Raw genomic sequence first — 22004 nt, 5'->3', positions numbered from 1 at the left:
GCGGGTGCATCAACCGCCGTTCCGTGAATAAGATGCGTTCGCTCGGCGCAAATCGATGTCGTTTGTCGAGCGATGTCGAGCATGGCAGGCGAGGGATCGACGCCGGTAAATCGCCAGTCCGGTCGCATCTCCGCCATTGCCCGGATCTCCAGGCCGCCGCCGGCACCCACGACGAGAATATCGGCAGGACCCCGCGCCTGTTCGGCAAGAAGCAGCGCTGCCATTTTGTGAAGGTCTGCAAGCCCTGGCACCTTGCGCGGCGTCTCAAGAACGTAGTCGCTCACGGCCGCCGGATTGAGGAATGGATTGGGATTGCTGCGCATGACAAACCGGTTTCTGTATCAGTTGAGGATACGTAACATGCTTTCGCTTCTTGTATCAAGTGGTGCTACATGATGTGCAGGATGATGATCGCATGGACCGAGGCCGGGCAATGAACAGGGATACGAGACTTTCTGACGTGCTGCATGTGCTATTGCACATGGCGCAGGTGAAGGAACCGCTGACATCGGAGGTTCTGGCCCGAAGTATGGGTACCAACCCTGCGGTATTCCGCAGGACGATGGCGGGTTTGCGTCGCGCCGGTCACGTCATGTCGGGCAAGGGGCACGGCGGCGGCTGGCAACTTGCGCGGCCCCTTAAGGAGATCACGCTCTTAGCCGTCTATGAAGCCCTGGAGCGGCCAACGCTCTTTGCCATCGGCTCGCGTGGCAGGCATCCGGAATGCAAGATCGAAGAGGCCGTCAATTCGGCGCTGGCGGAGACGATGCGGCGGGCGGAAAGCCTGCTGCTGGAGCGATTTGGCCAGGTGACGCTCGATCAACTGATGCCGTCTCAGGCAAAGGCTATATCCTCACCTTGCGGCAGTACCGTGTCCGCCACGCCGCACGGGGACTGAGTAGACCCGCATCGGCGTGCGTCACAACGCGAGCGATGCTGCAGGACCACAGCAGAGCCGGATGAGGTGCCGGGTTTCAGGCACTGGCCGTCGGTCGAACGACGATGTCGCTCGTGTCCACCTCGTCAGGCTGGTCTATGACATGCATGATGGCCGCTGCTATCGCCTCGGGCTTCAAAGCGATCTGGCGATAACTCTCGTTGGCCTGCGCCGCCACCGGATCGGTGATCGTGTTGGCCAGTTCAGATTCCACCACACCTGGATAGATGCAGGTGACGCGGAGCTTGTCGTTCTCCTGGCGCAGCCCGTCCGAGATCGCGCGAACTGCATATTTGGTGGCGCAGTAAACGGCGGCCGTCGGCGAGACGGCAAAGCCGCCGATCGACGAGATATTGATGATCTGACCGGATCCCTGCCTGTTCATCAATGGCAGAAGCGCTGCAATGCCATGCAGGACGCCCCTTAATGTTGACGTCGATCATCCGGTCCCACTCGTCCACCTTCAGAGATGCCATGGGTGACAGCGGCATGATGCCGGCATTATTAATGATCACGTCGATCCGGCCGAACTCCTGCACTGCCGCATCCGCGAACGACCGGACGCTCTCACGAGAAGTCACATCAAGGCTTCTGTAGATTGCCCTACCCCCGGCAGCGGTAATGTCCTCGGCAAGCTTTTCGAGACGATCCGTTCGTCTTGCCCCCAGCACAACGGCAGCGCCTGAAGTGGCGAGAGTGCGCGCGGTCGCTTCGCCTATCCCGCTGCTCGCTCCGGTGATAAGGACGATCTTGTTGGCGATGTTCGTCATCGGATATTCCTTCCATGGTGGTTTCAAATGAGGCAACGGCCTGGCGCACGGTGCTCACGGCAGGTGACGCCACTTGACCATACGGTGGTTCAGGTCGAGCGTGCCGTTGTCGACGGCGAAGGTCCCATCCCCGCGATGGTGCAGGGTTCGCCGTTCCGTCCGGCTCTCGTTGAGCCAGATTCTCTTCGCCTCAAGGATGAAGAGGTTGTAGGGATCGAGCAGCCTGTCATCGATTACCACGCATTCGATGTTGGCCAGGCAATCTTCGAGAAGCGGAGCTGAGACCTGCTTCGCTGGCCTGGTCTCAAGGCCAAATCTCTCGAACTTGTCGACATCCGCGCCGGAGCAGTTTCCGATATCGACGACGGTTTCGGCCAGATCCAGTCCGGGCACGGCGATCACGCATTCACCGGTGTTACGAAGCGCCTGATAGCTGTGATCCCACGGGCCGATCACACATCCGATGAGCGGCGGATCGTGCTGAATCATCATGTGGAAACCCATGGTCATGACATTGGGCCTGCCGTTGTCGAGCGTCGATACCATCACGATCGGGCCAGGTTCAAGCAGGCGATAAACCTGCGATGCGGGTAGTTCCTTCATCTCGATCTCCTTCGGGCATCTGGATCTCCTTCGGGACCCCTGCGCAATGGCAGGGGCCAAAAGGGCGGTGCATCACCAACCCTGTTCCACGGGCAGGACGAAAAGCTCGGCAACATCGACATGCGCCGGGGCCTGGGCAGCAAAGACGATGGTGTCGCCGATGTCCTCACCATTGAGGAAGGTCATCTGGCCGGCGAGGTCATCCATCTGCTGGCGGTAGCCGGGATCGGTGATGTGATCGTAGAGCTCGGTTGCGACAGCACCCGGCTGAACGCAGGTAACCCGGATATTGTGCTTCGGCCCCACCTCCATGCGCAGGCCATCCGAAAATGCTGCGACTGCATGTTTGGTGGCGCAGTAGACCGACAGCCCCTTGAAGATCTTGCGGCCGGCAATAGAGGACATGTTGAAGACATGACCTGAATGCTGCTTGATCATCTGCGGCAGGACGGCGGCCGTCGTGTTGAACAGGCCCTTCACATTCACATCCACCATCCGGTGCCACTCATTGACCTTGAACTGATCGATATCGGAGAGCGGCATCAGGCCTGCATTGTTGACGAGGATGTCGATTGCACCGTGGGTATCGATCAGCGTCTTGACGCCGGCTTCAACAGAGGCCGGTTCGACCACGTCCATCTGCAGGACGAGAGCCTGGCCACCCTTGGCTTCGATCTGCTGCTTTAGATCATCGAGCTTTTCGGTGCGGCGGGCGGCAAGGCCGACCTTGGCTCCGGCCTCCGCCAGCTTAGTGGCGGTGGCGGCGCCGATGCCACTCGAGGCGCCCGTGACGAGTGCAATCTTTCCATTGAGGTTAGTCATCGTCTTCACTCCTTGTCTTGGCCACCGATCAGGCGGCGGTTGCGTGTTGACAGGGAGGAAGATGGGGTGGACGGCGGGCCCTTTCTCTCGCGCTCTTGCTCCGCCTGTTGCGATCTTGCGCGAAAGTTCGCGATCGCCAGGAGATGGTGTTATGCGTAGCTACGGGAGACAAAGAGGCGGGCCGCTGTGCACCTGCAAGCGGGCGGAATGAACTGCGACGATAAGGAACTGAAGGCATGCAAAATCTACTTTGCCTGACCTCCGATAACAGCGCTGCCGGATATCTCAAGGCACATCATTCACGCTCTACATCCCAGCCGCAGATCGTCTCTTTGCCGCTCCGGCTGATCCGTACGCCCCTGGCATCCGAGGCCGCGAAGCTGGATGAGGCCTGCGTCCTGTCCCGCCTGGATGCCGCCGATCGCGCAGAGATCTACGTCGACCCCGATCCTAACAGTCAGCTTCTCATGGCCCTGCTACTGACCAGGGCCTATGCCGCCAGGCTGGATGGCGGCAAGATCCATCTCCGGCATGGACCGTTGCGATGGGCCCATGTGGATGCCGGCACGCCGCCCGATTCCGTGGCACTACCGGTCGAAGCGGATGGCGCGCATTTGGCCGCCGCAACAGCAATCTGGTCCGCCTATGCCGCTCCGTCGCCCGAGGCGTGGTTGAGTCTTTCGCCTGAGGATCTGGCCCATTTTCCCGCCATGCATCAGGCGTGGGACGCGTTGCTGGACGATCTTCCGCGCGCCGATACCGGCCTCGGCGCGTGCGAGCACCTGGTTCTGGAGAGTATCGTCGCCAGGCCGCGCCGAGTCGGTGATATCGCGCGCGTCTTCGCCCAATCTCCGTCACCGCTGATCGCGCTCCCGCAGACCGTTGCGCTGCTCAGTTCCCTGGCCTCCGGCGCGGCTCCGCTCATCGAGGGCCTCAACGGGCGACTTGGCGAAGACGACTTCGCCGATGATGTCGATGCCTTGGACGCCTTTCGCGACAGCCAGCTGGCATTGACGGCTCTGGGCCGCAGCGTACTCGCCGGCGAAACGGATATGGTGAAGGTCCGCGGCATCAATCGATGGTGGGGCGGAACAGAGCTGAAGGGTCACACCTGCTGGCGATGGGATAACAGGTCGCGCATGCTCATTCCACCGGCTCGGCCCGAGATGTGAAACCGGGGCAGCGACGCGGTCAGCGCTTGCGATACTGCCTCGGAAGCAAGCCGGTCTCGCGCTTGAATACCTGGGCGAAATGGCTCGGGCTCGAATAACCGACCGCGATACCGACCCTGATAATGCTGAGATCCGTTTCCTGCAGGAGCTGCTGTGCCCTGGCGATCCGCTGGCGAATGAGATGGCGCGAGGGTGAGACGCCGGTTGCTTTCTTGAACAGGCGGCTGAAATGGAACTCGCTCATTCCGGTCGTGGCCGCAAGTTGCGCCAGGTTAAACGGTTCGGCCAGATGTTCCTCGAGATGCGCCATGGCACGCCGCAGCTTGTAGCCGGGCAGCGCGGCCTGCCGCCCCTCCTCACTCGCGCCGGCGGCGTAGTTGCGGATCAGATGCACGGCAAGGCTTTGCGCCATCCCCTCGACATAGAGTTGGCTACCCTTGCCTTCCGACACAAGCTCATGATGGATGAGCTGCAGAAAGTGGGTCAGCTGCTGGTCTCGCCCACCGGAGATATCGCGCAGGGCTGGCGCTGCTACGCAGCCGAGAACGTCGCAGGCTACGCGCTCGAACAGGGGGACTGACATATAGAGATGCATGACCTTAAACGGATCAGATCCCATGGCGCGCCATCGCATCTCGTAGGGCCGGTCCGTGCGGGTCAGGAAGAAATCGCCAACCTTCACATGAGCGCTCGACCAGTCTCCATCCAGATCGCGTTCCTCGACCACCGCCTCGCCCGACATGATCCAGACGATCAGCGGCTCGGCAACTGCCGGCACCAGAAAAGCGTCCTGATTTTGCTGCCGCGTGTAGATCTGGACGAAGAGATCGTTCCACGCCAGACTGTCTCCGGTGAGGAGCGTTCGTCCGGTGATGAACTGCTCCAGACCGCGTGGCGACGTCCGCTCCGGCACAGTCTTTTCCGGCAAAGGCGCGCGTTCGCAGACGGGTCTGACGGCGCCAAACGCCTCCGAAAGGGCAGGAGCTGATATTTCGGTCATGGCCTCTTCTCTTGGTGCGATCGGTGTGTTTTCCACCAGCGTGCTGCGGTTAATGCGCAAGTCCGAGACTTGTTGCGGCCAGGTCGGCGGACGTCCGAGATTGGTAGGGTCGGCAAGAGCCGGCCCTGGCGTGGCACAATTACCAGGCGACGGGGCCCTCCGGTGCGACGAACTGGCCGGAGACGGCGCCATCGCCCAACAGCGCATATTGCACCGGCAGCCGCGCACCTTCCTCCGGAGTCATGTAGCCATTGCCGCCGGTGAGATCGGTCTGGACATAGCCCGGCGCAATCGAATTCACGACAATAGACGTGCCCTTGAGTTCCGCTGCAAGCTGCACCGTCAGCATGTTCAGCGCCGCCTTGGAGGCATTATAGCCGATCAGCCGCGCCTCGTAATAGGGCGATGTCGGATCGCCGTTGACCTGAAGTGAGCCGAGCGTCGTGGACACATTGACGATGCGACCGGCCGCGGATTTGCGCAGCAGCGGCAGCATGGCCTGCGTGACGGCTAGGCTGCCGAGGAAATTCGTCTCCATCAACCTTCGGGCCGCAGCGACAGTTCCAAGCGTCGGCGGACCGTCCGCGCCGTCGACGATGCCGGCATTGTTCACGAGAATGTCGAGCCGGCCATGCCGCGCTGCGATCTCCTCGGAAGCGGCGGAGATGGTCTTTTCGTCATTCACATTAATGACAATCGGCTCCACCGCGAGGCCGCCTCGCTCCAGTTCATCCGCCGCGGCCCATCCCCGCGCCCTGTCGCGGGCGCTCATCAACACCATGACACCGGCTTGCGCAAGTTGCCGTGCGATCTCAAAGCCGATGCCTTTATTGGCGCCCGTCACAAGCGCGATTTTCGTTCTATCCATCATAAATCACCTTTGCATATTGGGAGCATGCACGGCTAAATATATGAAGAATCATTCGCCTTTTGGATTCGCATATGGACGTCTCCCCACCACGTCATCTCAAAGCCCGCAAAACGCCGCGTCAAGCCCGTTCCAGCTCGACAATCGATGCGATTTTCGAAGCCACCATTCAGGTTTTGATCAAGGAGGGAACACATCGTCTGACGACCACGCGGGTCGCCGAGCGCGCCGGGGTCTCGGTCGGCACCATGTACCAATACTTCCCGCACAAGCAGTCCTTGCTCTACGCGCTCAACGAACGCTACCTGGACAGTTTGGCAGAGCGAGTGGAAATGACCTGCCGCAAGCTTCATGGCCGGTTGACCGCTGAAATGGTCGAGGCGCTCATTACCGCGTACTGGGAAGCAAAAATGGAGCGCAGTGATGTTACGCGCGCGCTCTACAGCTCTGCGGTCGAGTTGGACAATGAGGCGTTGATTGATGCGTTCGCAAGACGCATGGATGCCGCGACCAAGGCGATGCTGTTAAGCGCCCCAAATGCTCGCTACAGCGATATCAGTCTCGTCAACTTGACACTTCTATCCGTCATCTTCGGAACGGTCAGGAATGTCTTCGAACGCAACCTGCCACCTTCGGACCAGGACGCCATTCGTGATGAGATGAAACGCATGTGTCTCGCTTACCTCGCTGTGGCAGGCGGTGAGATGCAGGCGCCGATCCAAGTGGTTTGATGACCGCGGTTGGCTACCACCGTCTTCACACCCTGGCTATTTTTGGACGTGATCACATAGAAGTTTAGGAGCCTGCTCTTGGTACACCGCGTCGGACAATTGGAGATCGCCCTCCTCCTTGCACTGGATGCGTTGTTGCAAGAAGAGAATGTGACACGCGCTGCAGCAAAATTGAACATCACGCAGTCTGCACTGTCGGGTCGTCTCAACAAGCTCCGGCATCTATTGAACGACCCGCTGTTTACTCCAGCTTCGACCGGGAGGGGCATTGTCGCAACGCCCCATGCGCTGGCGCTCAAACCCGAGCTTGATCAACTCATTGAACGTCTCAAGCAGTTCGGGCGAAAGGCATATATTTTCGATCCAGCCTCAAGCGATCGGATGTTCACGATCGCGGCATCCGACAATCCCGCGGCCATCGTCGCTCCCGAGCTTCTTTCGCTCGTTCACAAGCAGGCTCCCGGTATCAACATCAGATTTGTTTTTCCGGATCGGGGCCACATAGGACGGCAGTTAGAGAGCGGCGATGTTGACCTTTATATCGGCGCTGCAAACGATGCACCTCTGGACCTGATCGGCCGTAGGCTATTCACCGACGAGCTCGTGACCGCCCAGCGAATAGGTCATCCGCGTGGCCGAGGACCATTGTCTTTCGACGAGTTTTGCGCCCATGAGCATCTATTAATCTCGTCCAACGGGGGAATGTTTTCAGGCGTGATCGATGAGGTTCTGGCTGAGCACGGTAAAAGTCGAAGAGTTTCTGTTTCGGTGCAAAGGTACGCGCTCGCGCCCCTGCTTGTCGCCGGAACGGACTGCCTTTGCACGCTGCCAAAGCGCCTGCTGGAGCGCTTTTCGCATAGCCTTGATCTGTTCAAGCCGCCAATCGAACTCGGCGAGTTTGCTCTTAAGTATTTCTGGCATCCTCGCATGACGTCGGATCCGGCGCACCAATGGCTGCGAACCATCGTGGCTGACTCATCTGCAGGTACATCCTGAGTCCGGTGATCCTCTATGATCATTTACAGCGATAGGTCGCATCGCCGGTTCTGATTGGCGTCCTGCCCGGATCTGTCAAATATTCCGAACGGCCCCACCAAATGACCCGGTGTTGACGCCGCGGACGACTCCCGGTCTCGGCGCAATAAGTCAACACATGCACATGGTGTCGGTCGTCCAATTCGACGTCATCAATTCGACAGCCACGTTGAGAGAAATAAACCGATGCGCATAAAAATGCCCGTGATTTTCGCCGCTGCAGCATTCGCCGCAGCATTATCTGCTCCTGTGTTTGCCGGAGAGAACGTAACTGCTATTGCAAACTATCAGCAGGTTACAGACAGTTATAGTTTTCCCCTGGGAGATTTCCGTATCACTGCTCTTTCAGATGGAACTGTGCCCCAGGACCTGTACAAGCTGCTGACCGGCACGTCGCAGTCCCATACCACGGAGCTGCTTGATAAGGCATTCCTGGCGAACCCTGTTGAAGCATCCATCAACGCATTTCTGAACCAGAGCCCAGGCAAAAACATTCTTGTGGATACCGGCTCCGGTGATTTGTTTGGTCCGGGGAATGGCGGAAAACTACTGGACAGCCTTGCAAGTGTAGGCGTCAAAGCTGATGACATCTCTGACATACTCATTACACACATCCACACCGATCACACCGGCGGTCTGGTGCGAAATGGTCAACCCGCGTTTCGCAATGCCACCGTGCACGTCGGCGCGCCGGATCTGAGCTTCTTCCTCGACTCGTCGAACGCAAAGAAGGCAGTATATCCTGAGAGTTATTTTGACGAAGCAGCAAAAACGATCGGTGTCTATGAGCGGCTCGGCAAGGTGAAAACCTTTGGAGACGGCGAAACGATCCTGCCGGGCGTGCGGGCGTCTCTTCACCCCGGGCATACACCGGGCAGCGCCTTTTTTATCGTCTCAAGCAGAGAAAAATCCATCACTTTCATTGGCGACGTGATCCACGTTGCGGCCGTGCAGTTTCCAGACCCGAACGTAACAATTCTTTATGATGTCAAACCTCAAGAGGCCGCTTTAGCTCGAAAGGAAGCTTTCGAAGATTTCGCTCAACATCGCAAACTTGTGGCGGCCCCGCATATCTCCTTCCCCGGCGTTGGCTATATTCGTTCAGAAGGGCCGGATACGTTCTCCTGGCATCCCCTCGAATACCGAAACCGCGCCGCCAACTAAAAAGCGGTTCTGATGAATAAGTAGTAACGAGGGTGCCGGTCTGTTCTTACCGGGCCTCTTAGCTACGTCTCGCTAGAGTGGGAAAGTTCACCTTGCCATATGTGAAACGATCCTCAAATTAACCCCGCCGAGGGCCGCGCCTGAGATAGGAATTGCGAACCATGAAAACATCTCGCGGAGATCAACTCGCAAGCGCCAATCCGCCCTGTCGAGTTGTATCCCTCTTGATCTCGGCCACGAGGCTGTCCAAGGCGGCATTCCTCAATTTACGCGCTCGACGCACTATGTAGGCTAATGCGGGCGGCTGCGGAAGCCGTTCTGTCATGATTTTCATCTCGCCGCGGATATGCCGATCGCTCAACAGGACGCCCATGGCCGCGTTGACGCCGGAGACGATCCCCGCGGCACTCGAACATTCGAAGACTGTCTCAAGCACCGCGTCGTCCTGGCCGATGTCGAGCGCCCACTGTCGGTAAAAGCATTCGTCATCGAACGACAAGAATGGGATCGGGCGGTCGACCGCCAGCACCAGCTCTGGATGCTTGACCCATTGCAGTTGCTCCCTAAACAGCACGATGTCCGTTGGGCGGACCTCATGGCTGAAGACCTGGATGATCGCGGCGTCGAGCTCACCCCGTTCGAGCATGGCGCGCAGGACCAAGCTCATGCGGACTTTCGTGCGAACGGTGACGTTGGGGTGTAGCCGCCGAAACCGGCCCAGGATGCGGGCGAGATCGGTGCAGGCCGTATCCTCGGTCAGGCCAAGCGCCAACCGTCCTGCCAGTGGCGTCTTCGAGAGGCTGAGCAAGGCTTCGTCATGCAACTCCAGAATACGGCGGGCGTAATCGAGAAGGTCTTCTCCGGCGGCGGTGAATATTGGCCCCCCGGGCTTGCGGCCGAGCAGTTCGCAATCGAGGCTGATCTCCAGCCGCTTGATCTTGTGGCTCACCGCAGACTGTGAAAGCCCCAACACGACAGCCGCCTTGGTGATGCCGCCATGTTTTCGGATCGCCGAAAGCGCCCGCAATGAGTCGATCTCCAGTCTGCGTCCGTTGACTTCCTTCAACGCCCTCTCCGCTCGATTTGTTCGCAAACTACCCTACCACAATTGGCTTTTGAGATGACACAAATTTCAGACATGTCATCGCATCATCGATATTTGTCATGTGCGCTTTGCGAGAGATGGCCCTACGATTCCCGCGTAAAGATACCCAGAGGGCGCCATGGCCAACATTTTTCCCACTTCCGCAGCGCCGAAACGGCACCCTCTGCTCTGGCCCTTTTTGGCGACACTGCTGATCCTCGGCTGGAGTTCGGGTTTCGTCGGCATCCGTTACGCGAATGAGCAAGCCAGCGTCATGCTTCTCCTGTTTTGGCGGACGCTCCTGTCGGGTCTGATCCTGCTTCCCTTTGCACTTTCGATCGGACCAAGTCTGTCTTTGAGGGTGATCCGGGATCAGGCCCTCTTCGGCATCATGTCTGTTTTCCTTTACCTCGGTGGCTTTGCGCTCGCGATCGAGCAGAGGGTTCCCACGGGTCTCGTTGCATTGATCTCCGACCTCCTGCCGCTCGCGATCGCCGCCCTATCCCAACCCGTTCTCGGGGAGCGCCTGTCACCAAGGCAGTGGATAGGCACAGCCATCGCCGTCGTCGGCGTTCTCATCGTGTCCATCGACAGCCTCAGTATCGGTTCGGCTCCGCTTTGGGCATACGGCGTGACTGTGGGGTCGATGCTCATCTTTGCGGTCGCCTCGGTGCTGCATAGGAGACGTCGACATCAGACAATTGCTATCCATCAGATCCTTTGCATTCAAACCTTGACCGGATCGGTCCTGTTCGGGGCATGTGCGGCGACGCAGGGGGGCCTTACGCCGCCGATGACCGTCGAGTTTGCGCTCGGGATAATCTGGCTCGTGTTGATCGCAACCTTCCTTGCTTACGCCGTCTATTACACCAGCCTGCGGCTGTTCCCGGTGGCCAAGGTCAGCGCTGCTATCTATCTCAGCCCACCGGTGACGATGCTATGGGCCTGGGCACTATTTTCAGAACCTCTAACGATCGCGATGTTCATGGGACTTGCGGTGACGCTGGTCGGCGTTTGGATGACATCGCGATCGTAGGTATCAGCCCAATTCGAACAAAAGGGTTGAGGGAGCAACCAATGCCACCTCTTCGAAGGGTAGCCCGGGGAGGCTCAACAGGTTGTCCATGTAGAATGACAATTTTGAGTCAAGAAGGGGAAGTTACGCCTTGAACGGATCTGAACCTGCGGCCCGTTAGCCACCTAAATCTACGGTGCTGAAAATACGAGATAAAGTCCTTGATCAATCGACAGTGAGAAGTCGATGGCTCAAAACAGGTCTGGAAGTGCTGTCACCCTCTTGAATACCGAGTACAAAGGCTCTTCCAAGCCTTCGCAGGCGCGCCAGATCAGCTTTGCAACCTGCAAATTCTCAAAATCCCTCGCTACTTCATCGCGTAAAGGTGCAGTTGCGTCGCAAACGTGCTGGAGAAGCGTCCAGCCTTCCACCTGCTGCAACAGGTCCATCGCTTCAGGCACAAACCGCGAATAGTCAGGGACCGACCCAGCGGAACACATCTGCGCCAGGGCGACAAGTTTATTGGCCCTCAATTCATCACGCCGAGCCGCGCCCTGTCGAAACTCTTCGGAGAACATCGAGTTTACAATTCCACTGAATACCGTTGCAAAGGCTTCAGCGGCGGAAAATGCATTGGATGCTTCAGGCAAACCCGTGTACCGGCGAAGCGTGCTGCGCAAGTCTTGCACACGGTCTCGTGCAGGCGGATGCGTCGTAAAGCTCACGCTCGCGGACGTCACCGTTTCTTCGTAACGCTCCCATTCACGGTGCAAAAGAAGGGAAAATTCCCAGCCTGCATATTGCATCGAGAGCTGATGACCGTCTCGAGGGCCCGGCCGTTTTCCAATTGCGAGGAACAGCGTGTTGGTTTCCACGCAGAAGTGAGCCGGTTAGGCGCATAAGGGGGTGCGGACGAAAACGTGGACCACCAAGGAGGTAGTTCATGTATTCCTACGCAGACAGACTTCGAGCGGTTGAGCTCTATATCCGGCTTGGCAAGCGGCTTAACGCGACCATTCGCCAGCTGGGATATCCCACCAAGAATGCGCTGAGGGGCTGGTACCGCGAGTACCTACAGCATCTCGACCTGCGTACTCAGCCGGTAGCGCGAGCGCCAAAATATTCACAGGCTCAGAGGCAGGCGGCACTTGAGCACTTTCGCACCCATGATCGTTGCATCTCTGCGACGATGAGGGCGCTCGGCTATCCCGGACGAGGGACACTGACTGCATGGGTTCGCGAGGCCTTTCCGGAGACACGGACATCGATGGCCGGTCGATCGTGGCATCCTGGCTATTGCGAGGATGTCCGGCAAGCAGGCGTCATTGGGCTATGCAGTGGAGATGAAACCGCTCAACAGGTAGCTGACCGACTGGGCGTCTCAAGGCCTACATTGTACAGCTGGAAAGATCAGCTTCTCGATCGTGAGGCCCCGTCATCCATGAAACGCCGCAAATCCAACCCCAAGCTGCCTGAACGTGAAGAGCTCGAGCGACAGCTTGAAGCCCTCCAGCGTGATGTCCACCAGTTACAACTCGAACATGATCTCCTGAAGAAGGCCAACGAACTCCTAAAAAAAGATCTGGGCGTCGATCTGCAGATCCTGAGTAATCGGGAGAAGACCCAACTGATTGACGCCCTTAAGGAAGTTTATCGCTTGCCAGAGCTGCTTGCCCAGCTTCGGATTGCCCGCAGCTCCTACTTCTACCATCGCGCCCGCATGTGCCTGGCAGACAAGTATGCCGCCGTCCGCCACAGCCTAGCTGAGATCTTTGAAACGAACCGTCGTTGCTACGGTTATCGACGACTGCAGGCGTCGCTGGCCAGACAAAGCGTGGTAATCTCGGAAAAGGTTGTCCAGCGATTGATGAAGCAGGAGCAGCTGGTCGTTGCCAGGCCGCGTCGACGGCGGTTTGGATCCTATCTGGGAGAGATCAGTCCAGCGCCCGAGAACCTGATCAATCGCGACTTCCCTGCAGAAGCGCCGAACGTGAAGTGGCTGACAGACATCACCGAGTTCCAGATCCCAGCAGGCAAGGTGTACCTTTCGCCCATCATCGACTGCTTTGACGGCATGGTCATCAGCTGGTCCATCGGAACCCAACCGGATGCAGGTCTCGTCAACACCATGCTGGATGCAGCCATCGGAACCGTCGCCAACGGCGAGGAACGGCCAATCATCCATTCTGATCGCGGAGCCCATTATCGATGGCCCGGCTGGTTAACCCGTATCAGCGAAGCAAGACTGGTTCGCTCGATGTCTCGAAAGGGTTGCTCGCAAGACAACGCCGCGTGCGAAGGGTTCTTCGGTCGGTTGAAAACCGAGCTCTTCTATCCACGAGATTGGAAGGTCATCACGATCGAGCAGTTCGTGGCAGAGGTGGACGCCTACATCCGATGGTACAATGAAACGCGCATCAAAATATCACTGGGATCACTCAGCCCGGTCGAATATCGTAAGAGCCTCGGCCTGAGCATTTAAAACAGTCCAACTTTTTATCCGCACCCCCACCGGCTCACTTCTGCGCGGAAACCAACACCGCCTTGTAGTTTGCGCCGATCTTCGCCGTACCGGTTTCGAGAGAAACATGGGCCATCGCAGGCAAACCGGTTGTAAGTCCCAAGGTTAGCGCGAGCACTGCAATCTTCAAGCTGGTCATTTTCCTATCTTTCGTTCCGCCGGCAAAGCCGGCTGCGTGTAGGACCATGGATATCTGGCCTTTCACTCATCAATACTCGAAAGGGTTGGACGGTACTTTGTGCTGCATCAAAAAGAATGCAGCTGCCCACGAGGTTAACAAAGCGAACACTCAGACCTCCAAGGCTAGCAGAACGGAAAAGTAGCCAGACGCCCTGGCAAAGCTGAAGCATCAATTCGCCACGAGAATAGTCGCAGTGTCTTTTCCTGATTTATTGTTAATTAAAAGCTGACGTGTCTTAATGTGAGAGGTTGCGTCAAAGCACGTTGGGTCTGGTCCGCCGCCCGCCGACGTGGGCGAAAGTGTTCCCCCAATACTTTCCTGGCAGTGTTTGTCATCCTTGACGCAACCACCTCAAAAAATTTTTACCGCTTGCTTGATTGGTATGTTCCAAGAATATTTGGACAGCGAATGACACTTGCGACCCCAGTGAGATACAGCCCGCGATAGATCGTCTCCGCCGGCCCACACGTTGAGGGGCATGTAAAAAAATCCTCGACTGTTGTGGAACCTTTTAGGCCGTGGCACGTTTGCCCCCAGATTTGGGGGAGGTATTCGATGGGACAACTTACCTCGGGCGAGAGGGAACTCGCCGCAATTGTTCTAATTCTTTTGATCATAGTTGGCATTACGATGGCCGCAATCGGCCGGTTTGATCCGATCGGCGTTCACGGCGCGATGGTAGTCCTGTACAGCGCCGTGCTCCTCTGGGTGGTCCTATCCCAGGCATTTTCGAAAGAGCCATCACCTGAACGCTTCGGTTCATATTATGACGATCCTATAAAGGTTGGCGTCGTATTGACCTTGGCATGGGCAATTTTCGGAATGTTCATCGGTGTTTGGGCGGCCGCGCAGCTCGCATGGCCCAGTTTGAATTTCGAGATGGGCTGGTCAAGCTTCGGCCGGATCCGACCCGCCCACACATCAGGCGTTATTTTTGGCTTCGGTGGCAATGCGCTGATCGCGACCTCATTTCACGTTGTCCAAAGAACGTCGCGCGCCCGGCTCGCCGATCAGTTTTCGCCCTGGTTCGTGATTTTCGGCTACAACCTCTTTTGTCTTATCGCGATTTCCGGCTATTTCATGGGTGTCACCCAGTCGAAGGAATATGCCGAAGCCGAGTGGTATGCCGACATTTGGCTCGTGGTGGTCTGGGTCACCTACTTCTTTCTCTATGTGCGAACGCTCGCGCGCAGAAAAGAGCCACACATCTATGTCGCCAACTGGTATTTCATGGCGTTCATAATCGTTGTCGCGATCCTGCACATCATCAACAACCTCGCCGTGCCCGTGTCTCTCGGCCATGCCAAAAGCTATACGATCTGGGCGGGCGTGCAGGATGCAATGGTGCAGTGGTGGTACGGGCACAATGCCGTTGCTTTCTTCCTGACAGCCGGCTTTCTCGGGATGCTCTATTATTATCTCCCCATTCGGGCGCAAAGACCGATCTTCTCCTATCGGCTTTCCATCCTGAGCTTTTGGGGAATCACGTTCTTTTATATGTGGGCAGGATCACACCACCTTCACTACACGGCTATGCCGCTTTGGGTGCAGAACCTGGGCATGACTTTTTCCGTCATGCTTCTGGTGCCGTCCTGGGCATCTGCCGGGAACGCCTTGCTGACGCTCAATGGGGCCTGGCATAAGGTGCGCGATGACGCGACTTTGCGGTTTATGATGATGGCCGCCTTCTTCTACGGTTTGTCGACGTTTGAAGGTTCTTTCCTGGCGATCAGGCCTGTGAACTCCTTGTCCCACTACACGGACTGGACTGTCGGCCATGTGCATGCCGGCGCTCTCGGATGGGTGGCGATGATTACCTTTGGCGCGCTTTACACACTCGTCCCCTCGATCTGGAAGCGCGAGCGCATGTATTCTTCGACACTTGTCGAGGTACATTTCTGGTTGGCACTGATCGGTACGCTCATCTACGTCTTCGCAATGTGGAACTCAGGCATTGTTCAGGGCCTGATGTGGCGCACCTACTCGGGCGACAACACCCTGGTCTACTCCTTCGTGGATACGCTTCTGGCCATGTATCCGTACTACATTGCGAGGGCGTTTGGCGGACTTCTATTCCTGCTCGGTGCGATCGTTGCCAGCTACAATGTTTGGATGACTGTGCGAAGGGCGCCGGCTCTCCTGCCCCTTGAACCCGACAGGCCGCTCCCCGCCGGCGCTTTTGAAGAAACCATCGCATCGCCAGCGGAGTGAAGCCATGTCGGAATTGATGCATAGAAAGCTTGAACGTTCGGCCGTCGGCTTCATGCTGGCAATCGTCCTCGCCGCGAGTGTCGGCGGCATAGTCGAGATAGCGCCGCTCTTCACGATCCATGAGACGGTTGAGGATGCCCCGGACATGAGGGTTTATACCCCTCTCGAGGTGGCCGGTCGTAACATCTATGTCCGGGAAGGCTGTTATGCCTGTCACAGTCAGATGATCAGAACGCTGCAGGACGAGGTGGAGCGCTACGGGCCGTATTCCTTGGCAGTGGAGTCTAAACATGACCACCCGATGCTTTGGGGATCAAAGCGCACGGGTCCGGACCTGGCCCGTATCGGCGGCAAGTATTCTGACCTCTGGCATGTCTCCCATCTTACCAACCCGCGCGAGGTAACGCCTGAATCGAACATGCCCGCCTATCCTTTCCTGGCCACCACGGAGCTTGACCTCTCGTCCCTCCCTGAACATTTGAGCGCACTACGTGCCGTCGGCGTCCCCTATACCGACGAAATGATCGCCAACGCTGTGTCGGATGCGCGCGGACAGGCAAACCCGGATAGCGATCAGGCGTCAGGGGTGACGGAGCGCTATGGTGAGGCAACAGAAATATCTGCATTCGATGGCGTCAAAACAAACGTCACCGAAATGGATGCCTTGGTGGCCTACCTCCAAATTACGGGACGCCTGACGAAAGCAGCTTACGAACACACGAACGCGCCCGAGAAGGCGCCAGATCCAACTAACTAGGGAGGGACGGATGGAATTTACGCACGAATCCATGTTGGAGCTCTCGAAGGTATGGGGTCTACTTTATCTTTTTGCGTTCTCGATTGCCGTCATCATCTACACGTTCTGGCCATCAAATCGGGCGAAGTTCAAAAAAGCGGAGACGGAAATTTTCGCGAAGGATGATGCGCCATGGAAGTAGAAGAAATCGATCGTGTCACCGGCAGAAAGACGACCGGCCATATCTGGAACGGTATCCGTGAGCTCGATACCCCCATTCCGCGCGGGATCTTGCTATTCCTCATCGTAACGCACCTTTTCGCGGCGCTGTGGTGGTTACTGGAGCCTGCGTTTCCTCTGGGTTCGACCTTTACCAAAGGTCTTATCGGCAGTGATCAGAAACAGGTTGTTGAACAGAAAATAGTGGCATCCGCAAATGCCCGCGCATCATGGATCGATCGGATCGAAACTCTCCCTTACGCCGAGATTAGAGCCGATGAAGCTTTGATGGCAAAGGTGAAGTCGAGCGGCCATCAGCTGTTCGGCGACAACTGCGCCGCCTGTCATGGCCGTGACGGCCGTGGAGGGCTAAATTATCCGGACCTCACCGATGATGACTGGCTATGGGGCGGCAGTCCCGAGAAAATCGAAGAGACGATGACCATAGGCGTCAATTCGAGACATACGAGCAGTCGGGTTTCCCAGATGCCGTCCTTCGGCGCCGATGAGATGCTGGACCGCAAACAGGTCGCCGATGTCTCAGCCTATGTGTATTCCCTAAGCCACCCAGAATATTCCACAGCGCAGAACGTTGGTCAGATCGATGCGGGCCGTGAGGTTTTCCTGACGACATGCGCTGCCTGTCACGGCCAGAACGCCAAGGGAAATCAGGATGTCGGAGCGCCAAATCTTACCGACGATCGGTGGATATACGGCGGCACGATGGAAAGGATTATCCAGACTATACATGGTGGGCGGCAAGGTCATATGCCGACATGGGATGAACGCCTGACGCACGCGAAGATCAAGATCCTGGCGCTTTACGTCAACTCCCTCGGGACGGAAAAGCCATGACAGCCGAAGTCAAGCGGAGAACGTCGATGTGGATATGGGTTTCCTTGGCCGCCGCAGTTTTCCTCGGCGCCAATGCCCATCTTTTGTATGTCGCAGTCAATAGCCAGCCGCAATGTCTTAAACATTCAAAAGAAAGAGGCGATAGGCCGGGAGAATTCCGTGCCGCTTCGCCATCTTGCTAGGCTCAGGGAGAGCGGGATGATGCAAGACGAAAAGACCGTTCGTTATATCGGCGAACTATCGGGTATCGAAGAGACCCAGAATCCGCAATTACAGCGTCACCTCCCCTTCTCTACGCCCCTCATCTGGTTGAAACGTGGCTGGAGCGACATGGTAACGCAGCCTTTGCCGAGTTTGGCTTACGGTGTTGCCGTCTTTGCGCTCTCTGCGATCTCTGTGTGGATTTTGGTGAGATATGGTCGGGATTATTTGCTCTTTCCAGTCCTTTCCGGGCTATTGATCGTCGCGCCGTTTTTTGCGACCGGTCTCTATCTCAAGAGCCGGAACCTCGCTGAAAAGAAACCTGTTTCCCTGGCGAAGATGGTCGGCGTGCAGCCTCGAGCCGGCGCGCAGGTTTTCTTCACAGGAATGCTTCTCTGCATGCTGATGCTGTTATGGATGCGGGCTGCGGTCATCATTTACGCGCTTTTCTTCGGCGTAAACCCGTTTCCCGGGCTCGACGGCATCGCTCATTTGCTCTTTGCGACACCCACCGGATGGGCGATGCTGCTTGTAGGACTGGTCGTCGGAGGATTGTTCGCGGGCTTCGCTTTTGCGATCGGGGTCTTCTCAATACCGATGTTGCTCGACGAACGGGTGGATGCTTTTACGGCAATGGGTCTGAGCGCTGCACTCGTTTGGAATAATCTGGCACCCATGCTTGTATGGGGTGCCATAGTCCTAGCGCTGTTTCTCGCCAGCGTGGCGACGGGCTTCCTCGGTCTGATCGTTGTTTTTCCATTGCTCGGCCATGCGACCTGGCACGCCTACAAAGCAATGCGGTGAAGCACGATGACGTGCTGTTCATCCATGGCTTTGTCGCAGTTTTCGGGGCGAGAAGATCGCTGCTCAGGCAGCGCTGAGGAAATTGCTCTGGCGAGCCGGGATCTTGGTGACGGTTTACGTCAGACCATACTATTCAGTCCAGATATGCGATGCGGCGCATGCGTCGTCGCCCTTGAGTCGCGGCTTATCGCTTTACCGGGCGTCGAACTCGCGCGGGCGAACCTAACGACGAAGCGTATTACGATAAACTGGAGGACCCCCGGCAACCTGCCACCGGACTTTCTCGGCGAAATGGGCGGGCTAGGATACCCGGCTTTCATCTCGTCGGATGAATTCGGCCAGACCGATCAAGCCATGGGGCACTTGCTGCGTGCTTTGGCCGTAGCTGGCTTTTGCTCCATGAATATCATGGTTCTTTCCGTCTCTGTCTGGTCGGGAGCCGACCACGCTACGGCAGTAACGCTGCATTTATTGTCAGCACTTCTCGCCATGCCGGCCATCTTCTATTCCGGAGCGACCTACTACAGATCCGCTTGGAAGGCTCTGCGGCATCGTCGGGTCAACATGGATGTGCCCGTAACCATCGGCGTTCTGCTGACATTCGCACTCAGCTTGTACGACGCTGCGACGGGCGCATCCAGGGCCTACTTTGAGGCCGCAACCTCCTTGCTATTCGTTCTTCTCGTCGGCCGAACTCTGGAACATTTTATGCGCAGCAAGGCCAGATCGGCGGCTTCCGCCTTGTCTCGCCTGATGCCAAAAGGTGCCACCATCCTAAAAGCGGACGGGTCATTCGACTATCTGCCTCTGGAAGCGGTAGAGGCTGGAACACTGTTAGTGGTGGCCCGCGGTGATCGTGTGCCAGTCGACGGGGTGGTCCGCCAGGGTGTCGCAGAGATTGATCGGTCTATTATGACCGGAGAAAGCCGCCTCGCACTGCTCGGCCCGGGAGGAACGGTCCATGCCGGCGGATTAAACACCGGCGACCCGTTGATTGTCGAAGCAACCGCGAGTCCTGAGACGTCGAGTCTTGCCGAATTGACGCGTGTTGTTGAAGGGATGGAAAACAGCAGTTCGAGCTATAGCGGGATTGCCGATAGGGCGGCTCGTCTCTATGCGCCCGTTGTCCATAGCCTTTCAGCGGCTGCGCTTGTTCTCTGGTGGATCGTCTCGGGTGACTTCCACCTCGCGCTGAGTATTGCGATCTCCGTTTTGATTATCACCTGCCCGTGTGCTTTGGGCTTGGCTGTGCCGATGGCGCACGTAATGGCCGCAAAACGCCTGTTCGAGCATGGCATTGTTGTCAAAGAAGGAACGGCTCTCGAGCGGCTCGTGGAGATCGACACGGTCGTATTTGACAAAACCGGCACGCTCACGGCAGGTGAGCCAAAGCCGAACCACATACCAGATATCGACAAACCAGCCTTAGCAATAGCCGCGGCGCTGGCACGGCATTCTAACCACCCTTTGGCACGATCGATCACTGCCATGCTCAAGAGCGAAGACCAAAAGCTTCCCCTCTTGACCTGTGTCAGGGAGATTCCCGGCCGCGGCATGGAAGGCCAAATGGCAGGCGAAGTCTATCGGCTTGGAAGCGAGGCTTGGGCTACCCATTCAGGTGCCATAGGCGATCATGGCACAGTGTTGTCGAGGGACGGAGCATCTATCCTCTCTTTTACGTTTACGGATCGCTTGCGCGTAGGTGCACTTGAAACCATTAGTGACCTGAGGCGTCAGGGGCTTTTCGTACAGATACTGTCCGGCGACAGCGATGGCGCCGTCGCAAGAATTGCAGGACGGACGGGAGTTGACATATTTACTTCGGAAACCAGCCCATTGGAAAAAATCGAGTTCGTGCAGTCGCTGCGAAGTTCAGGTCGAACAGTCCTAATGATCGGAGATGGCGTCAATGATGCAGGCGCATTAACCGCCGCCAATTCGTCCATGGCTCCGGGCACAGCCTCCGATATCAGCCGATCGGCGGCTGACTTTGTCTTGATGCGGGATGATCTCCGTGGAGTGACGGAGGCTTTGTCCACCGCCAAACAAACGATGCAGATCATCCGACAAAATCTCGGCATCGCGGTGGCTTACAATGCACTGAGCATACCGATCGCCCTGTCTGGCAATGTGACCCCTTTGATTGCCGCGATCGCAATGTCGATCTCGTCATTGAGTGTTGTCGGGAATGCCATGAGGCTGCGAACGACGCGCAGAACCGATGAACGGACGACGGGCTTCGAACCGGCCATGGTGTAAGATGAGCGCGCTCACTTTCCTGATACCGGTAGCGATCCTAATGGGAGGAGCGGGACTGATCGCCTTTTTCTGGTCGCTGCGCAGCGGACAATACGATGATCCCGAGGGAGATGCCCAGAGGATCATTTTCAACAGGGACGACAGACCTTTGAATGAGCAAACGCATCGCGGAGAGCTGAAATGAAGGAACCACGAGATCAAAATACTGTCATGGCCGACGGCATCGCTCGCGATCGCGTCCGGATTTTTGAACCATCGGAAGCGGTCACAGGCTTCGGAATCGTCTTCGGTGTCGCCGGCGCCGCCATTGCGCTCGCGGCGAGCTTCTGGATGAGTGACGCTAGCGGAATTGGAGCAAGGATTGTCTACGCGGTCATTGCCATTCTTGCCGGGGGCTCTGGGGGTATTGTGATCGGCGGTATGATCGGCGCGATCATCGGGGTGGCACGGGGCCGCACGATAAGAACCGCACTACATGATAAGCAGACCTAGCTTCGCTGTCGCAGCACGCCATATTTTCCCGGCGGCCAGCCAACCCCAAGCGAACGGCGCGGAGCGCATTTATCTCCCGTAAATTGCGCGGAACTCTCGGGCACCCGGCGAGTTGGCGTTGTCACGTTGTTCGACTGAGGCCGGGCGAAGCGCTCTCAGTTAAACTCAGGCAGTTGCGCCGGTCACGGCCTTCCAGTGCGCCATGGCGCGGATCCGATGAATGTGGGTGGCAAGGGCTGAGTGCTTCTGGTGCGAGGGGACGAAATGATTTCTAACCGCTGAAAACACGGGGACAAATTGTTGCAGACTGCCGACGGATCGGAA

23 protein-coding genes and 2 pseudogenes are annotated in these 22004 nt (G+C 57.4%); 15 read left to right on the top strand and 10 right to left on the bottom strand.

Translation table 11 applies throughout. The annotated features are described in order from the left end of the window. Positions 1-323: class I SAM-dependent methyltransferase (locus tag DOU54_RS28055; RefSeq protein WP_286079900.1), on the bottom strand; the 323-nt coding region annotated here is incomplete at its 3' end. A 110-nt stretch (positions 324-433) separates the two neighbouring features. Between DOU54_RS28055 and DOU54_RS13230 the strand changes: the two genes are divergently transcribed. After that, positions 434-898, top strand: a complete 465-nt coding sequence (locus DOU54_RS13230) for an Rrf2 family transcriptional regulator (RefSeq protein ID WP_022557119.1) — start codon at positions 434-436, stop codon at positions 896-898. A gap of 76 nt (positions 899-974) precedes the next feature. Here DOU54_RS13230 and DOU54_RS13225 read toward each other — a convergent pair. The 3 genes and pseudogenes from DOU54_RS13225 to DOU54_RS13215 form a co-directional block, all read right to left on the bottom strand. Further along, a pseudogene (locus DOU54_RS13225) lies at positions 975-1707 on the bottom strand (SDR family oxidoreductase). Between the two features lie 54 nt (positions 1708-1761). Beyond that, positions 1762-2310, bottom strand: a complete 549-nt coding sequence (locus DOU54_RS13220) for a flavin reductase family protein (RefSeq protein ID WP_113731387.1) — start codon at positions 2308-2310, stop codon at positions 1762-1764. Between the two features lie 72 nt (positions 2311-2382). Beyond that, entirely contained in the window at positions 2383-3132 is a 750-nt protein-coding gene (locus tag DOU54_RS13215; protein WP_113731386.1) for an SDR family oxidoreductase, read from the bottom strand. A 236-nt stretch (positions 3133-3368) separates the two neighbouring features. Between DOU54_RS13215 and DOU54_RS13210 the strand changes: the two genes are divergently transcribed. Then, positions 3369-4304, top strand: coding sequence for a hypothetical protein (locus DOU54_RS13210; RefSeq protein ID WP_113731385.1), 936 nt, complete (start codon positions 3369-3371; stop codon positions 4302-4304). 19 nt (positions 4305-4323) lie between these two features. Here DOU54_RS13210 and DOU54_RS13205 read toward each other — a convergent pair whose 3' ends face one another. Both DOU54_RS13205 and DOU54_RS13200 read right to left on the bottom strand, forming a co-directional pair. Continuing rightward, entirely contained in the window at positions 4324-5304 is a 981-nt protein-coding gene (locus tag DOU54_RS13205; RefSeq protein ID WP_113731384.1) for a helix-turn-helix domain-containing protein, read from the bottom strand. A gap of 139 nt (positions 5305-5443) precedes the next feature. Beyond that, entirely contained in the window at positions 5444-6175 is a 732-nt protein-coding gene (locus tag DOU54_RS13200; protein ID WP_404495155.1) for an SDR family oxidoreductase, read from the bottom strand. 71 nt (positions 6176-6246) lie between these two features. Here DOU54_RS13200 and DOU54_RS13195 point away from each other — a divergent pair, with 71 nt between their 5' ends. From DOU54_RS13195 to DOU54_RS13185, 3 genes are all read left to right on the top strand, one after another. Beyond that, positions 6247-6903 (top strand): TetR/AcrR family transcriptional regulator, encoded by a 657-nt coding sequence (locus DOU54_RS13195; protein ID WP_022557112.1) that lies wholly within the window; start codon positions 6247-6249, stop codon positions 6901-6903. Between the two features lie 78 nt (positions 6904-6981). After that, positions 6982-7899 carry a LysR family transcriptional regulator gene (locus DOU54_RS13190; RefSeq protein ID WP_113731383.1) on the top strand — a complete coding sequence of 306 codons (918 nt, stop codon included), beginning with the start codon at positions 6982-6984 and terminating at the stop codon, positions 7897-7899. A gap of 225 nt (positions 7900-8124) precedes the next feature. Then, positions 8125-9102, top strand: a complete 978-nt coding sequence (locus tag DOU54_RS13185; protein WP_113731382.1) for an MBL fold metallo-hydrolase — start codon at positions 8125-8127, stop codon at positions 9100-9102. Positions 9103-9283: 181 nt separating this feature from the next. Here DOU54_RS13185 and DOU54_RS13180 read toward each other — a convergent pair whose 3' ends face one another. Further along, positions 9284-10168: a LysR family transcriptional regulator gene (locus DOU54_RS13180; protein WP_113731381.1), complete on the bottom strand. Its 885-nt coding sequence runs from the start codon at positions 10166-10168 to the stop codon at positions 9284-9286. 157 nt (positions 10169-10325) lie between these two features. Here DOU54_RS13180 and DOU54_RS13175 point away from each other — a divergent pair, with 157 nt between their 5' ends. Next, positions 10326-11222: a DMT family transporter gene (locus DOU54_RS13175; RefSeq protein ID WP_113731380.1), complete on the top strand. Its 897-nt coding sequence runs from the start codon at positions 10326-10328 to the stop codon at positions 11220-11222. 230 nt (positions 11223-11452) lie between these two features. Here DOU54_RS13175 and DOU54_RS13170 read toward each other — a convergent pair whose 3' ends face one another. Next, a complete protein-coding gene (locus tag DOU54_RS13170) occupies positions 11453-12076 on the bottom strand; it encodes a hypothetical protein (protein WP_146617360.1) in 624 nt (207 codons plus the stop codon). A 68-nt stretch (positions 12077-12144) separates the two neighbouring features. Between DOU54_RS13170 and DOU54_RS13165 the strand changes: the two genes are divergently transcribed. Beyond that, entirely contained in the window at positions 12145-13683 is a 1539-nt protein-coding gene (locus tag DOU54_RS13165) for an IS3 family transposase (RefSeq protein ID WP_113731378.1), read from the top strand. Between the two features lie 34 nt (positions 13684-13717). Here DOU54_RS13165 and DOU54_RS27425 read toward each other — a convergent pair whose 3' ends face one another. Continuing rightward, positions 13718-13861, bottom strand: a complete 144-nt coding sequence (locus DOU54_RS27425) for a hypothetical protein (RefSeq protein WP_193603330.1) — start codon at positions 13859-13861, stop codon at positions 13718-13720. A gap of 597 nt (positions 13862-14458) precedes the next feature. Here DOU54_RS27425 and ccoN point away from each other — a divergent pair. From ccoN to DOU54_RS13115, 8 genes are all read left to right on the top strand, one after another. Continuing rightward, positions 14459-16114, top strand: coding sequence for a cytochrome-c oxidase, cbb3-type subunit I (gene ccoN / locus DOU54_RS13155; RefSeq protein WP_113731376.1), 1656 nt, complete (start codon positions 14459-14461; stop codon positions 16112-16114). Positions 16115-16118: 4 nt separating this feature from the next. Next, the gene (gene ccoO, locus DOU54_RS13150) at positions 16119-16871 is read left to right on the top strand and encodes a cytochrome-c oxidase, cbb3-type subunit II (protein WP_113731375.1); all 753 of its coding nucleotides are present in this window, start codon (positions 16119-16121) and stop codon (positions 16869-16871) included. Positions 16872-16881: 10 nt separating this feature from the next. Next, complete coding sequence (locus tag DOU54_RS13145; RefSeq protein WP_037094752.1) at positions 16882-17052, top strand: CcoQ/FixQ family Cbb3-type cytochrome c oxidase assembly chaperone; 171 nt, start codon at positions 16882-16884, stop codon at positions 17050-17052. Beyond that, a complete protein-coding gene (gene ccoP, locus DOU54_RS13140; RefSeq protein ID WP_113731374.1) occupies positions 17043-17924 on the top strand; it encodes a cytochrome-c oxidase, cbb3-type subunit III in 882 nt (293 codons plus the stop codon). The genes DOU54_RS13145 and ccoP overlap by 10 nt, the downstream gene beginning before the upstream one ends. Before the next feature lie 198 nt (positions 17925-18122). Beyond that, complete coding sequence (locus tag DOU54_RS13130) at positions 18123-18929, top strand: DUF2189 domain-containing protein (protein ID WP_113731373.1); 807 nt, start codon at positions 18123-18125, stop codon at positions 18927-18929. A 6-nt stretch (positions 18930-18935) separates the two neighbouring features. Beyond that, positions 18936-21188, top strand: coding sequence for a heavy metal translocating P-type ATPase (locus DOU54_RS13125; RefSeq protein WP_113731372.1), 2253 nt, complete (start codon positions 18936-18938; stop codon positions 21186-21188). 1 nt (position 21189) lies between these two features. Then, positions 21190-21372, top strand: a complete 183-nt coding sequence (ccoS, locus tag DOU54_RS13120) for a cbb3-type cytochrome oxidase assembly protein CcoS (protein WP_037094764.1) — start codon at positions 21190-21192, stop codon at positions 21370-21372. Next, on the top strand, positions 21369-21680 hold the full coding sequence (locus DOU54_RS13115; protein WP_037094767.1) for a hypothetical protein: 312 nt from the start codon (positions 21369-21371) through the stop codon (positions 21678-21680). Before ccoS ends, DOU54_RS13115 begins: the two co-directional genes overlap by 4 nt. A gap of 165 nt (positions 21681-21845) precedes the next feature. Here the strand turns inward: DOU54_RS13115 and DOU54_RS13110 are convergent. Beyond that, positions 21846-22004, bottom strand: a pseudogene (locus DOU54_RS13110) (IS6 family transposase); the annotation flags it as partial.

Source organism: Agrobacterium sp. MS2, from assembly GCF_003261015.1.
In the GTDB taxonomy this organism is placed as follows: Bacteria; Pseudomonadota; Alphaproteobacteria; order Rhizobiales; family Rhizobiaceae; genus Agrobacterium; species Agrobacterium pusense.
Note: the sequence above shows the minus strand (reverse complement) of the source record. Positions and strands in the feature narration are given on the sequence as shown.

Coding starts and splice junctions, on each gene's coding strand:
- DOU54_RS13230 (WP_022557119.1), top strand. CDS start 434: ATGAACAGGGATACGAGACTTTCTGACGTGCTGCATGTGCTATTGCAC.
- DOU54_RS13220 (WP_113731387.1), bottom strand. CDS start 2,310: ATGAAGGAACTACCCGCATCGCAGGTTTATCGCCTGCTTGAACCTGGC.
- DOU54_RS13215 (WP_113731386.1), bottom strand. CDS start 3,132: ATGACTAACCTCAATGGAAAGATTGCACTCGTCACGGGCGCCTCGAGT.
- DOU54_RS13210 (WP_113731385.1), top strand. CDS start 3,369: ATGCAAAATCTACTTTGCCTGACCTCCGATAACAGCGCTGCCGGATAT.
- DOU54_RS13205 (WP_113731384.1), bottom strand. CDS start 5,304: ATGACCGAAATATCAGCTCCTGCCCTTTCGGAGGCGTTTGGCGCCGTC.
- DOU54_RS13200 (WP_404495155.1), bottom strand. CDS start 6,175: ATGATGGATAGAACGAAAATCGCGCTTGTGACGGGCGCCAATAAAGGC.
- DOU54_RS13195 (WP_022557112.1), top strand. CDS start 6,247: ATGGACGTCTCCCCACCACGTCATCTCAAAGCCCGCAAAACGCCGCGT.
- DOU54_RS13185 (WP_113731382.1), top strand. CDS start 8,125: ATGCGCATAAAAATGCCCGTGATTTTCGCCGCTGCAGCATTCGCCGCA.
- DOU54_RS13175 (WP_113731380.1), top strand. CDS start 10,326: ATGGCCAACATTTTTCCCACTTCCGCAGCGCCGAAACGGCACCCTCTG.
- DOU54_RS13165 (WP_113731378.1), top strand. CDS start 12,145: ATGTATTCCTACGCAGACAGACTTCGAGCGGTTGAGCTCTATATCCGG.
- DOU54_RS27425 (WP_193603330.1), bottom strand. CDS start 13,861: ATGACCAGCTTGAAGATTGCAGTGCTCGCGCTAACCTTGGGACTTACA.
- ccoN (WP_113731376.1), top strand. CDS start 14,459: ATGGGACAACTTACCTCGGGCGAGAGGGAACTCGCCGCAATTGTTCTA.
- ccoO (WP_113731375.1), top strand. CDS start 16,119: ATGTCGGAATTGATGCATAGAAAGCTTGAACGTTCGGCCGTCGGCTTC.
- DOU54_RS13145 (WP_037094752.1), top strand. CDS start 16,882: ATGGAATTTACGCACGAATCCATGTTGGAGCTCTCGAAGGTATGGGGT.
- ccoP (WP_113731374.1), top strand. CDS start 17,043: ATGGAAGTAGAAGAAATCGATCGTGTCACCGGCAGAAAGACGACCGGC.
- DOU54_RS13130 (WP_113731373.1), top strand. CDS start 18,123: ATGATGCAAGACGAAAAGACCGTTCGTTATATCGGCGAACTATCGGGT.
- DOU54_RS13125 (WP_113731372.1), top strand. CDS start 18,936: ATGACGTGCTGTTCATCCATGGCTTTGTCGCAGTTTTCGGGGCGAGAA.
- ccoS (WP_037094764.1), top strand. CDS start 21,190: ATGAGCGCGCTCACTTTCCTGATACCGGTAGCGATCCTAATGGGAGGA.
- DOU54_RS13115 (WP_037094767.1), top strand. CDS start 21,369: ATGAAGGAACCACGAGATCAAAATACTGTCATGGCCGACGGCATCGCT.